General features: G+C 63.0%; 11 protein-coding genes. 2 read left to right on the forward strand and 9 right to left on the reverse strand.

Annotated features, from left to right (window positions below):
- Positions 1–153: 153 nt before the first annotated feature.
- The 9 genes from NKI20_RS01535 to cpaB form a co-directional block, all read right to left on the reverse strand.
- Positions 154–624, reverse strand: coding sequence for a hypothetical protein (locus tag NKI20_RS01535; protein ID WP_352827697.1), 471 nt, complete (start codon positions 622–624; stop codon positions 154–156).
- Positions 625–768: 144 nt separating this feature from the next.
- The gene (locus NKI20_RS01540) at positions 769–1,596 is read right to left on the reverse strand and encodes a PA3715 family protein (RefSeq protein ID WP_352827700.1); all 828 of its coding nucleotides are present in this window, start codon (positions 1,594–1,596) and stop codon (positions 769–771) included.
- Positions 1,597–1,674: 78 nt separating this feature from the next.
- Complete coding sequence (locus tag NKI20_RS01545; RefSeq protein ID WP_352827703.1) at positions 1,675–2,637, reverse strand: type II secretion system F family protein; 963 nt, start codon at positions 2,635–2,637, stop codon at positions 1,675–1,677.
- Between the two features lies 1 nt (position 2,638).
- Complete coding sequence (locus tag NKI20_RS01550; protein WP_352827705.1) at positions 2,639–3,604, reverse strand: type II secretion system F family protein; 966 nt, start codon at positions 3,602–3,604, stop codon at positions 2,639–2,641.
- Positions 3,605–3,608: 4 nt separating this feature from the next.
- Entirely contained in the window at positions 3,609–5,030 is a 1,422-nt protein-coding gene (locus NKI20_RS01555; protein ID WP_352827708.1) for a TadA family conjugal transfer-associated ATPase, read from the reverse strand.
- Positions 5,027–6,241, reverse strand: a complete 1,215-nt coding sequence (locus NKI20_RS01560) for a CpaE/TadZ family protein (protein WP_352827711.1) — start codon at positions 6,239–6,241, stop codon at positions 5,027–5,029. Before NKI20_RS01560 ends, NKI20_RS01555 begins: the two co-directional genes overlap by 4 nt.
- A gap of 30 nt (positions 6,242–6,271) precedes the next feature.
- A complete protein-coding gene (locus NKI20_RS01565) occupies positions 6,272–6,544 on the reverse strand; it encodes a hypothetical protein (RefSeq protein WP_352827713.1) in 273 nt (90 codons plus the stop codon).
- Between the two features lie 4 nt (positions 6,545–6,548).
- Positions 6,549–7,940 (reverse strand): type II and III secretion system protein family protein, encoded by a 1,392-nt coding sequence (locus NKI20_RS01570; RefSeq protein ID WP_245266455.1) that lies wholly within the window; start codon positions 7,938–7,940, stop codon positions 6,549–6,551.
- Between the two features lie 86 nt (positions 7,941–8,026).
- Positions 8,027–8,950 carry a Flp pilus assembly protein CpaB gene (gene cpaB / locus NKI20_RS01575; protein ID WP_245266429.1) on the reverse strand — a complete coding sequence of 308 codons (924 nt, stop codon included), beginning with the start codon at positions 8,948–8,950 and terminating at the stop codon, positions 8,027–8,029.
- 237 nt (positions 8,951–9,187) lie between these two features.
- Here cpaB and parE point away from each other — a divergent pair, with 237 nt between their 5' ends.
- Both parE and NKI20_RS01585 read left to right on the forward strand, forming a co-directional pair.
- Positions 9,188–11,242: a DNA topoisomerase IV subunit B gene (parE, locus tag NKI20_RS01580; protein ID WP_352827717.1), complete on the forward strand. Its 2,055-nt coding sequence runs from the start codon at positions 9,188–9,190 to the stop codon at positions 11,240–11,242.
- A 44-nt stretch (positions 11,243–11,286) separates the two neighbouring features.
- Positions 11,287–13,353: an FUSC family protein gene (locus NKI20_RS01585; RefSeq protein WP_352827720.1), complete on the forward strand. Its 2,067-nt coding sequence runs from the start codon at positions 11,287–11,289 to the stop codon at positions 13,351–13,353.
- Positions 13,354–13,423: the final 70 nt, after the last annotated feature.

The following is a 13,423-nucleotide window of genomic DNA, read 5'->3' on the forward strand; positions in this document are numbered from 1 at the left end:
CGATAGGGTTTACAAAGCGTCGATGCCTTATGTCCCGAAACCGGACCCCTACAGCAATTCCAGGAAAAGTGTGAAACGGTTTTCCCGGGAAAAGCGTATAGCGCTTTCCCTCGGGAATTGCGTCAAGACAAGGAGTAGGAAGCAACGACCAGATCAACCCTTGTTCAGCAAGGCCAGATTGGCGTTGACGACCGTGGCATCGGTCATGCCCGCCTTCGCTTCGAGCAGCAACGCCTTGGCCATCTTGCGATTGCCGCGCAGCAGTTGCGAATAGCCCATGTTGTTGACGATCTGTGGCTTACGGCCGGCGACTTTCAAAAGCTGGCCGTAGGCGCGATCGGCGAAGTCGAAGCGGCCGAGTTCATCATAGGAAGCGGCGAGCCCCATCCAGGCCTCCGCATCGTCCGCCTTCAACTCGACGGCCTTGCGGAAGTGCTTTTCGGCGAGGCCGTAATTGGCGTCACGAAACTGCGCCTTGCCTTGCGCCAGATCGGAGGTGTCGATGTCCTTTGCCACCGGTTGGATAGCGGTGGTCTTGGTGGTGTCGACGCCACCCGTCGTGCAGCCAGACATCATCAAGACGGCCGCCATGGCGGCCATTGCCGTGAAGTTATTGCGACGCATGCCCCTGCCTCATCGCCCGATTTGCCGGGTCGTTCTCCAGGAAACAAACTACATTAGCGGCAATTAAACTTCGGTGCCAAAATGCCGCTAAAATTTGGTTTCGAGCACACCAGCCATTAACCACCCAGGCATAAGTGGAAGGCTTCACGGCTCCAAGGCTTTGAGCCCCTCGGGAAACTGGTAGCGACTGCCGTCATAGCGCAGCCGGTAGGTGCGCTTCACGGACTTGCCGGGATGAGACTGGCACTCACCATTCTCATCGGCGGACCAATTGTCCATATCCACCCGCTCGACCACGGTGATGTCGTGATAGCCATGGTGGCTTGCCGGGCTCATCGCCAGGCTGACCTGGCTCGACTGAAAGGATCCCGCGCAACTGCCGTCGCCTTCGCCGCCAAAGCCGGCCACGTCGATGCCGTCGAGCACCAGGCGCAGGGCATCGCCGGCGAGGGCATAGAGCCGCAGGTCGGTTTCCCTGAAGGGGTTGGGCTGCGAACGGTTTGCCATTTCGATGCGCAGGCCGAAGGCGCCGACATTGGGCGCCAGCCTGTAGCGGCCGGTATCGAATTCGATCTTGCGGATGTCGATGGCATCATCGGTGATCAGCCCTGGCTGGAGCAAGCGCTGGCGCACCTCCAGGCTGTTCCTGTCGACGACCAGAAGCTCGATATCGCCGACATGCCCGTCGTCGCGGGACTGGGCGCTGTCGGTAAGCGGCACCGCGACCAAGAGCAGGTCGTCATGGGCGGGCCAGATTTTGCAGACCAGGCCAAATGGCGCATCGCTATCCGTCAGGGCGATGCTGATATGGGGTTCGAGCGTGAACGAGGCGCCGTCGGCGCTCTTTTGAGCCTTGGGATAGGCCTGCTGCACCAGTGCGGCGGCATCGCCGCAATCGTCGGCAAAGGCCAAGGCGGGCGACAAGCCGGCGCCGACAAGACCGAGAAAGAGGGTGCGCAGCAGAATTCGCATGGGCTTCTCACGTTGCGGCGTCGAGTTCGGTAGAGTAACCGGTGGTCAGCCCCTCGCTAGGGCTCCCGTGAGCACTCGCTAGTGCGCCGTCATTTTGACGATGACTGGAATGGCTGCAATCATCAACACCACCGGCAGGATGCACACCACCACCGGAACCGACATCTTGGCCGGCAACGCATGTGCCTTTTCCTCGGCCAGCGACATGCGCTTGTGGCGCATGTCGTCGGAAAAGACGCGCAGCGCCCCAGACAGACTGGTGCCGAGTTCCTTGGACTGTTGCAGCAGCGTCGCGAAGGAACGCACCTCGTCCAGGCTGAGGCGATCGGCGAGTGCCTTCAGCGCATCGTCAAGGCTGCGCCCGGCCCGCAGTTCCAGCGACACCAGCTGCAGGTTTTGGCTAAGCGCGGGGTAGGTCTTGGCGAGTTCCTTCGAGACGCGCTCGATGCCGGCCTCCATGCTCATGCCGGCATCCGAGCAGACGATCATCAGGTCCATGAAATCGGGAAAGCCGTTGCGGTACTCACGCCTGCGTTCCCGCACTTTCTGGCTCAGCACCAGGCCGGGCAGGAAATAGCCGGCCGCTCCTGACAGGATGACGAATGTCCAGCGGCTGGCCATCGTCGCGTCGGGGCTGGCCATCCACCGGTTGAGCACGAACACGCCGATTGCCGTGCCGACCATCGCGGTGAACCGGATCAGGAAGAACATGCCGACAGCGCGCGGCTCCATATATCCCGCCTGGATAAGCTTCATGCGCAGCCGGGCGACATTTTCCGGATCGCTCTTGGCGTAGAATTCCTGCGCCCTCTTAACCGCCTTCTCGCGCACGACGCCGGTATTCTTCTTCTGCACCGGCTCGGGTTTCGCGGCCATGGGACCGTCATCGACCTTGAGCCGGCGCTTGACCTCGTTGCGATCGCCCTTCGCCGCCATCATCGGCCAGGCGAACGCGGCAGCACCCGCAGCCAGCAGCAGGATGGCCACCGGCATCAACGAGTTCGGCGCAAGCGAGGCGAGGAATTCGATAAAGCGCTGCATGTCAGAACTTGAAATTCGACATCTTGAACATCATCAGATTGCCGAGCATCAGCCAGGTGATCGAGCCCCCCATCAGGTACCATGTCTTTGGCACGTCCCAGACGTCGCGGTAGAAGCCCGGCATCAGCGCCATGATGGCGGTAAACAGCAATACCGGGACCGCCGTCAGGATGTAGGCCGACATCCGGCCCTCTGTCGCGATGGCGCGCACCTTGCGGCGCAGCTTGCCGCGCTCCCGGATCGTCGTCGCCAAGCCATCGAGGATCTCGCGCAGATTGCCGCCCGAACTGGTCTGGATCGAGACGGCGGTGACGAACAGCGGCAGATCCTCCTGACCGACCCGGTCGAAGAGCGAGTTCAGCGCCGACACCAGATCGGAGCCATAAGTCACTTCGTCGGCGATGACGCCGAATTCGGAGCCGATCGGGTCCGGCATCTCGCGCGCCACCATGGCGATCGCCACCGGCACCGGGTGGCCGGCCTTCAGACCACGCGTGATCAGCTCCAGTGCCTCCGGCAGCTGTACGCCGAATCGCTTCAGCCGCCGCTTGCGCTTGAAACGCAGCGTCAGCACCGGCAGAATCGGCACAAGCATCACAAACAGCACAAGCCCCATCAGCGGCGGCAAGCCGTACCAGATGGCGACCAAGGCCATGGCCATCGCCAGGCCGCAGGTAATCATCAGGAATTTCGGCACCGGCATGATCATGCCCGACTGGATTCGCAAAGCGCGGAACCGGTCCGGCGAAAACAGCGGCGTGCCCGCTTCAAGGCCGCGCTCCTTGCGCAGCTGGACGAGCACCTGCTCCTGGCTGATCTTGTTTTCCTGCAGTTTCATGCGCCGGTTGATGGCTGTGCGCTTATCGCTGCGGCCGGCATAAAGCAGGTAGCAGGCCTCGGCGATCAGGATGCCGGTCAGTGCTGCCGCGGCATAGACGACATAGATCGCGCTGATTCCGTCGAACACTTGGCTACTCCTGCGGCCGGCCGGGTTCGAAATATCGTCCGGGGAACTCGATGCCCATGGCCCGCAAATCCTCGAGGAATCGCGGCCGGATGCCGGTCGCCTCGTAGTGGCCGAGGATCCTGCCGTCGGCCTCCATGCCGGTGCGCACGAAGCGGAATATCTCCTGCATCTGGATGACGTCGCCTTCCATGCCGGTCACCTCGGCGACACTGGTCACCTTGCGCTTGCCGTCGGACAGGCGCGTGAGCTGGACGATCAGGTCGAGCGCGCTGGCGATCTGGCTGCGGATCGACTGTACCGTCATCGGCATGCCGGTCATGCCGAGCATCTGCTCAAGCCGCGAAATGGCGTCGCGCGGCGTGTTGGCATGGATGGTCGCCATTGAGCCTTCGTGGCCGGTGTTCATCGCCTGCAGCATGTCGAAGGCCTCCTCGCCGCGGCACTCGCCGAGGATGACGCGGTCGGGACGCATGCGCAGCGCGTTCTTGACCAGGTCGCGCTGCTTCAGCTCGCCATTTCCTTCGATGTTGGCAGGGCGTGTCTCCATCCGCGCGACATGCGGTTGCTGCAGCTGGAGTTCGGCCGCGTCCTCGATGGTGATCAGGCGCTCATCTTCCGGTATGAAGGCCGACAGCGCATTGAGCATGGTCGTCTTGCCGGTACCGGTGCCGCCCGAAATGATCGTCGTCTTGCGGGCATGCACGGCCGCTGCCAGCACTTCGGCCATGTTCTGTGTGATGGCGCCGAATTCGACCAGTTTGTGCAGGCCGAGCTTGTTCTTGGAGAATTTTCGGATCGAGACCAGCGGCCCGTCGACCGCAACCGGACGAATGGCCGCGTTGAAACGCGAGCCGTCCAGCATGCGTGCATCGACCATCGGCTGCGATTCGTCGACGCGACGCCCGACCGCGGCGACGATCTTGTTGACGATGCGCAAGAGATGCGCCTCATCCTTGAACGGAATGTGGACCGGCTGCAGCTTGCCCTTCTTTTCGACAAAACAGTTCAGGTGGCCGTTGATCAGGATGTCGTTGATGTCGGGGTCCTTGAGCAGTGGCTCGAGCGGACCGAGGCCGACCATCTCGTCGACGATGTCGTCAACCAGCGCGTCAAGCTCGACGGTGTTGATCGCCATGCGCTCCTGTTTGGTCTTTTCCGACACGAAATCATGCACTTGCCGGCGCATCTCATCCCTAGGCAAACGCTCCAGCGCGACAAGATTGATCTCCTCGAGCAGCAGCCTGTGGATACGCACGCGCGCATCGAGCACCTTGTTGGCATTCTTTGCTGGCGCTGCGTCCGGCTTGGCCGGCAACGCCTTTCGGCTCGTCGGAATGACGACAGCATGATGGGCGACGGGCGTCGGCTCAGGCGCGCGCTGCGGACGTGAATCGCGGTTCTGCAGGGTGGAAAAGCGGCTGGTCATCCGGCTTTCCTCTTCAGCAATCCACGGCCCATGCCAAACAGCGAGCGCGATTTTGCCCGGGTTGGGATTGCCTCCTCAGGCAGGATGATCTTCTTCAAATCATTGATGACATTGGCGTTCGGATCGATCTCGTGCAACGGCACGCCGCGATCGACCGCCTCGCGCACCAGCCGGTAGTTGTTGGCTATGCCGCCGACGAAATGCTCGCCCAGGATTTCCTGGACGTCCGCTTGCTTGATGCCGTTGTCGAACATCTTCTGTTCGAAACGGTTGACGATGACGTTTGGCTTCACTTCCTTCCCGGCGGTCTCGTAGACCGCCTGGATCAGCCGCTGCGTGTGGCGCAGGCACGGCACCGTCATTTCCGCGACGATGTAGAGCTTGTTGGAACCGAGCAGCACGGTCTCCGTCCATGGAAACCAGGTGCGCGGCATATCGATGACGACATTGTCGAAATAGGCCGAGACGAGATCGAGCATGCGCACCACGACATCGGTCTTGAACGAGCGCATTTCCGACGGATGTGTGGGGGCAGCCAGCACGCAGAGCCCGCTCGCATGCTTGGACAGCATCACATCCAGCAGTTGCCGGTCGAGGCGTTCGGGCTGGCTTTCGATCTCGGTGATGTCGAATCGCGGTTCGAGGTCGAGATATTCGGCACAGGCGCCCTGCTGAAAATTGAGGTCGACGACGCAGGTTGACGCGCCCCGCGTCACCGAGTGATGCAGTTGGAAGGCGGTTTGCAGCGCCAGCGTCGTGGTGCCGACGCCGCCGGCTGCCGGCATGAAGGTGTAGATCTGCGATTCGGTGTTTTCCTCGCGCCCGGGGCCTTGCAGCGCCCGCACCACGGAGCGCACGAGATCGGCGGTCGTGATCGGCTTGACCAGAAAATCCGCGACCTTGAGCTGTACCAGAATGCGCACCGCGGCCGCGTTGAACTCCTGCGTGACGACAACGACCGGCACCTTGTCCTCCAGCCGGCGCATGATGCGCTGCAGCGACTCGACCTCCTCCAGCCTTGCTGCATCCATGTCGACGATGATGGCGCCGAAGTCGGCTTCCTGGATCTCGCCGCGCAGCTCGGTGACGTGCTTCTCCACTGTCGAGAGCTGGATGACCTCGGAAGCCGCGAACGCGGTTCGGGTGTCCTGCACAAAGGTCCTGTCGGTCGATACGAGCAGGATCTTCCTGGTCTTGATGCCGTTTGCCATTCTGTCAGCCTGTCAGGTCGTCGCGTTGGGTCAGTTGGTTGTGCCGCTCTGCGACGCCTTCGCATCGGCCGCCTGATCGGGTGTAGCGGGGGGGTCGAGGTTGCCTCGCTGGGCGGGCACCTTAAGCCTGGTGTTCTGGACCCCATATTTCCAGGGATCGACCATCTGCATGACAGTGTTGGCGGCCTGCGCCTCCCCGGCGCCCGTCGTCGGCCCCTCGCTGCGCACATAGTCGTCGCTGGTGCAGCCGGCGGCAAGGCCGGCCAGCAGCAAGGCGATACTCGATCTCAAGACCAGATGCATGGCTTCAGTCCTTCGGCAGGTCGAGGAAATGCCCCGCGGAAGCGGACGCAGCAGGTTGGGTGACACGGCCGTCGGCCAGCGCCACGGTGCGACCGGTATCGGAGCCCTTCACTTCCTCGGTGTTGTTGAGGAAATAGTCGGCGTTGCTGGCCGGCTGCGTGCCGTCGGTCGGTTCCACGAGCTTCTTAGACGGATCGACCGGCTTGACCAGATAGGGAGTGACGATGATGACCAGGTCGGTCTCGCGCCGCTGATAGGATTTCGACGAGAACAGCGCCCCAAGCACCGGCATCTTGCCGAGGCCCGGAATGCGCGACGTGGTGATGTCGTTCTGCGACTGCAGCAATCCGGCGATCATGAAGCTCTGGCCGTTCTTCAGGTCGACCGACGTCCTGGCGCGGCGCACGATGAAACCAGGCACTGCAATGTTGCCTATGTTGTAGGACGCGGACGCGTCGATCGAGGAGACTTCCGGCGCGATGTCCAGGCTGACCAGCCCGTCCTTCAGCACGGTCGGTGTGAAATCCAGGCTGACGCCGTATTTCTTGTAGCTGACCGAGATTTTGCCGTTGTCCTCGGAGACCGGGATCGGGAATTCGCCGCCAGCGAGGAAGCTCGCCGTCTGGCCGGAACGGGCGATCAAATTCGGCTCGGCCAACCGCCGCGCCAGGCCGCGTTCTTCCAGCGCCTTGATGGCGATATCGATCGACACGCCGTTCGACAACAGCCGTCCGATGATCTCGCCGGTGCCGGCGGTCGGCACAGTACCCGGATCGATCGTCACATCACGGCCACCAAGGCCATAGGCAAAATTGGCTGCGTATTTGGCGCCCAGATCCTGGCCCGCCTGGCGGTTGATCTCGACGAAGCGGACATTGAGCTGGACCTGCTGCGACGACGAGATATTGACCGAGTTGATAACCTCTTCGGCGCCGGAAAAGCGCGTCGCGATCTTGTTTGCCTTGTCGGCGGCGACCGCGTCATCCGCCTCGCCCGACAGCACGACACGACCATTGGCCGAGCCGACCTTGATCCTGGCATCCGGCACGCTGGCGCGGATGGTGCTGGCCAGTTGGTCGGTGTCGAGCGTCACCTCGATGTCGACGGTGCCGACAAGCTGCTTCTTTTCGTCGAACAGGGCGATGCCCGTGGTGCCGAGATTGTTGCCCAGCACATAGAAGGATTTATCGGTCAGCGGATTGACGTTGGCGATGTCCGGATCGCCGATGACGATCTGGTAGAAGGCGGCACTGGTCATGATCGTCTTCGGCTTGCCCTTGGCAACCTTGATGGACGCATTCTTGGTCGACGACACATAGACGATGTCGTTGTCCGCCCTTGCCGAGGTGCCGAAGGCCAGCATCGCGGCGGCAGCCAACGAAGCCGCGACAGCCATGGTGCGCAAAACGCGCAACCGCCCCGCGACCCGAAATGTAATCAACGCCAACATCGTCCCGTTCCTCGCCCAGTCCCCACTGGCTTCTATTTTTGGTCCCGCGAAGGAACCTGGTATTCCTCGGCCTTTGTGCCGCGCGTCACGATGACGGTCTTGAACTTCGGTTTCTCCGGCTCTTTCACCACGGCATCGAACAGCGAACCGGCAGCAGCCTGCACGTTCGAGGCGACCGATCCGCCGAACGAAGAGATGGTGGTGACGCCGCCCTTGCCGTCGCCACCTTCGCTGGCCGAGCGCAGCGACAGCGACAGCGTGCCGACAGTGCGGGCCAGCGCCACTTTCTGCGCGCCGTCAGTCGTCACCTCGATGGTCACCGAATTGGAAATCTGCGGTGTCGTCTGGCGCTCATCGGCACCCTGCCCGACGCTCAGCACCTTGGCATCGGCAACGACGATCTCGGAGGTGACCGTCGACCCGGCCGCTCCCTGTGCATTCTTGGCCACTTCCTGGATTTCGCCGGCGTCGCGCGTCAGCACGACATCGACACGGTCGCCTGGCGTGACGAAGCCGCCGACACCGGCGATCTCATCGGTGCGGATCGTCACCGCCCGCATCCCGGGCGTCATCATATTGGAAAGCGTCGCGCGGCCGTTTGGCCCGGACAGCTTGGTCAGCAGCAACGGTTCGTTGACCTCGATCGGCGACAGCACCACGCGGCTGCCCTCGCCGAGCAAACCATCTATGGTGGCGAAGGCGCCCTGCGGCAGGGAGTCCTGCGGCCAGGGGATTTCACTGAGCTTGGTGCGGTCGAGTTCCATGCCATAGCGCAATGGGGCATTCGCCACCACGATGGTCTTGAATGCGACCTTAGGGGCGACGGGTGCTGCAATCGACGCCGTCTTTTCGGAATCGGCCTTGGCTTGACTCTTGACCCAGAAATCCGCGGCAAAGATCGAGATCGCGCCGAAAACGGCGGCGATGCCGATCATCGATATGGCCTTGCCCCTCACGCCGAAACCCCTGATGCCCGCAGTTTCTTGTTTTGTTGGGCTCACGCTAGGCGGCATTGTTAAAGAATCAGGAATCTTGCGCGGAGGCATTTGACCTATTTCCGCCGGCTTGGTTATCGAATGGTTTTGGGGTAAGAGGGGCCGGATCCCCGAACGGAACAGGAACCTCGGTCGCTTGGCGCTGAAAAGCGTGGCAGTATCGCGAGGTGATTCGCAGCACCGGACCCTATGGCAGGCATGGACGACAGCAACGATCTTTTCGGCAATATGGACAAGCAGCCGCAGCCGGTTCGCACGCCGGTGCGACCGGCGGATCCGCTGGTGCAAGCCACCAAGCGTCCTGCCGCGATAAAGGACGGCAGCGAGGGCTATAGCGCCGCCGACATCGAGGTGCTGGAGGGGCTGGAGCCGGTGCGCCGCCGGCCAGGCATGTATATCGGCGGCACCGACGACAAGGCGATGCACCATCTGTTCGCCGAGGTCATCGACAATTCGATGGACGAAGCGGTTGCCGGCCATGCCACCTTCATCGATGTCGAACTCTCGGCCGACGGTTATCTCGCCGTCACCGACAATGGCCGTGGCATTCCGGTCGATCCGCATCCGAAATTCAAGAAGCCAGCGCTCGAAGTGATCATGACGACGCTGCATTCGGGCGGCAAGTTCGACTCGAAGGTCTACGAAACATCCGGCGGCCTGCATGGCGTCGGCGTGTCCGTGGTCAACGCGCTGTCGGACCATCTCGAGGTCGAAGTCGCGCGAGGCCGCCAACTCTATCGCCAGCGCTTCTCGCGCGGCGTCCCGGTAACCGGCCTCGAGCAGTTGGGCGAGGTTCACAACCGACGCGGTACAAAAATCCGCTTCCACCCCGACGAGCAGATTTTCGGCAAGGGTGCGGCATTCGAACCGGCGCGGCTCTACCGCATGACGCGCTCAAAGGCCTATCTGTTCGGCGGCGTCGAGATTCGTTGGACCTGCGACCCGTCGCTGATCAAGGAAAAGGACCAGACGCCGGCCAAGGCGGAGTTCCATTTTCCCGGCGGCCTGAAGGACTATCTCAAGGCATCGCTCGGCGACGATTTCCAGGTGACGCGCGAAATCTTTGCCGGCAAGAGCGAGAAGCAAGGCGGCCATGGCTCGCTCGAATGGGCGGTGACCTGGTTCGGCGGCGACGGCTTCATCAATTCCTACTGCAACACAATCCCGACCGGCGAAGGCGGCACGCACGAGGCCGGTTTCCGCAACGTGCTGACGCGGGGACTGCGCGCCTATGCCGATCTCGTCGGCAACAAACGCGCATCCATCGTCACCTCAGAAGACGTCATGATCTCGGCGGCGGGCATGCTGTCGGTGTTCATCCGCGAGCCGGAATTCGTCGGCCAGACAAAGGACAGGCTGGCGACGATAGAGGCGATTCGGATTGTCGAGACCGCCATCCGCGATCCGTTCGATCATTGGCTGGCCGACAATCCGCAGGAAGCATCGAAGCTGCTCGAATGGGTAATCGCGCGCGCCGACGAACGGGTGCGCCGGCGCCAGGAAAAGGAAGTTTCGCGCAAGAGCGCGGTGCGCAAATTGCGGCTGCCCGGCAAGCTCGCCGACTGCACGCAGAATGCCGCGGCCGGTGCCGAACTCTTCATCGTCGAAGGTGACTCGGCGGGCGGCTCGGCCAAGCAGGCGCGCGACCGCGCCAGCCAGGCGGTGCTGCCACTGCGCGGCAAGATCCTCAACGTCGCCAGTGCCGGCAACGACAAGCTCGCCGGCAACCAGCAGATCTCGGACCTGATTCAGGCGCTCGGCTGCGGCACGCGGTCGAAATACCGCGATGAGGATTTGCGCTACGACCGCGTCATCATCATGACGGACGCCGACGTCGACGGCGCCCACATCGCCTCGTTGCTGATCACCTTTTTCTACCAGGAAATGCCGGCGCTGGTGCGTGGCGGCCACCTTTATCTGGCGGTGCCACCGCTTTACTCGATCAGGCAAGGCGGCAAGGTCGCCTATGCTCGGGACGACGCGCACAAGGACGAACTGCTGCGCACCGAATTCACCGGGCGCGGCAAGGTCGAGCTTGGCCGTTTCAAGGGTCTGGGCGAGATGATGGCCGCGCAGCTCAAGGAAACCACCATGGACCCGAGGAAGCGCACGCTGCTTCGGATCGATGTGATCGACGCCGAGACGGCGACCAAGGATGCCGTCGATGCGCTGATGGGCACCAAGCCGGAAGCGCGCTTCCGCTTCATCCAGGAACGCGCCGAATTCGCCGAGACGGAAGTGCTGGATATCTAGCCGCCAGCCGGTTTAGCCTGCGCTTCTCATACGGAGACCAGTGTGTGATCTGGGCGCGGCTGACGAGCTATTTCGAGGCAAGGTTTTCCGGGTTGGCGCAACCTACGCGCTCGGACTGGATTTTTGCCCTGCGCACCGTTTCGGCCGGCCTGATCGCGCTGCTGGCCGCCTATGCGTTGAAGCTCGACCACCCGCAATGGGCCATGATGACGGTGTTCATCGTCGCCCAGCCGGTTGCCGGCATGGTGCTGGCGAAGGGCTTCTACCGGTTGCTCGGCACGCTGGTCGGCGGCATGGCTGCGATAGGCATCACCACGGTGTTCGGCACCGGCCCCTGGGTATTGGTGACGGTGCTTGCCCTCTGGATAGGCATCTGCACCTTCGTCTCGTCGCTGCTGCGCAATCCCGAAGCCTACGGTGCCGCCCTTGCCGGCTACACCGCGATGATCATCGGCCTGCCCGCCTTCGGACAGCCGCACCTCGTCGTCGACCTCGCAGTCGCGCGCTGCGCCGAGATCGTGCTCGGCATCATCTGCGCCGGCCTGACCAGCCGGCTGATCCTGCCAAGACTGGCCAGCAACGCCATCGTCTCGCGGCTGAAACGCTGCATTCTCGATCTTGCGACTTACGCCGGCGGCGCATTCTCCGGCGGCGATCCGGCAACGCTGTCCGGCCTGCACCGAAAGCTGGTCGCCGACACCCAGACGCTCGGCGAGATGCGCGCCTATGCCAGGCTGGAAGCGCCGAGCTTTGCGCCGCGCTCCCATCCGGTCCGACGCACCATCGGACAGCTGCTCTCGGCCCTCTCGGCGGCACGCGCGCTGCATTCGCACGCTGCCCCTAAGAACGCCGCACTCATCCCGGTGCGATCGGAATTGCACGCCCTTGTCAGCGAACTGGCTGCGAAACCCGGCGCGCTGGACGACACCGCGCCCTGGATGACGCGACTTGACGCCATTTCAGCCAAGGCCCGGCAAATGCCCGATGCCCCGACCGATCAGGGCGACGACTGGGTCGGCACCATCACCCGCCTTACTATCGCCGCCGATTTCGCCGAGGCGTTCAAGCAGGTGCTGCGCGGCCTCGATGCCTTGCGCGCGCCCGCCACGCGCCCGGTCCGGGGCAGCAGGCAGCCCGCGCTGGTGGTGCATCGCGACTACTCCGGCGCATCGCGCAATGCCGTGCGCGCTGCCTTGGCCACCTTGCTGGTCGCCGCCTTCTGGCTGACGACGAAATGGTCGGAAGCGGCCGGCACGGTCATTCTCGTTGCCGTCGTATCCAGCCTGTTTGCGGCCCGTCCCGACCCTGTGCAGGTCGCCTGGGGGTTCTTCAAGGGAACGCTGCTGGCTTTGCCCTTTGCCTTTCTTGTCGGCCAGATCGCGTTGCCCGCCTTGCCCGGTTTCGGCTGGTTCATGCTGTTTGTTGTGCCGATCCTGGTGCCCACGGCGCTGGCGATGGCCAATCCACGTTATGTCGGCGTGGCGACGGCCTTCGCCATCAACTTCCTCGCCTTCCTCAGTCCGCATCAGGCGATGACCTACGATCCCGGCCCCTTCTTCGCCGGTTCGGCATCGATCCTGGTCGGCATTCTGCTGGCGATCGGCGTCTTCATCGTCGTGTTGCCCGCCGATCCGTGGCTCGCGGCCAACCGCATCGTGCGCGCCATGCGCGAGGATTTGGCGCGGCTTTGCCTGCATGAGCGTGTGCCGAGGCGCTCGGCCTTCGAGAGCCTCGCCTATGATCGCATCAACCAGCTGATGCCGCTGGTGCAGAATGCCGGCGGCAAGGGCGATGCTGTTTTAGGCGGTGGCGTCGCCGCCGTCACCGTTGGCTTGGAGATCCTCCGGCTGCGCGGAGCAAGCCAAAGCCATGCCATCCCATCGGAGACCGGGCTTTCGATCACCAACTTCCTGCGGGCGCTGGCGCGCGAACTGCTCTTTCGCGCCCCCGGCGATCCGCAGACGTCGACCGTCGCCGTCGCCCGCCAATATGCGGCAAACATCGCCCAGCGAAACGGCGCCGGCGACATGCTGCAGATCGCGGCATCGCTACGCATCATCGCCGCGGCGATGGAGGATTTTCCGGATTTTTTCGCGAAGGATCGAAACTAGCGTGCCCAAGTGTGTCGAGATTCAGGTCAGGCCGAGCCGAGAATGGCGGGTTCCGAGAACCGGAGCGGAG

Source organism: Mesorhizobium sp. M0830 (genome assembly GCF_040319965.1).
GTDB lineage: Bacteria > Pseudomonadota > Alphaproteobacteria > Rhizobiales > Rhizobiaceae > Mesorhizobium.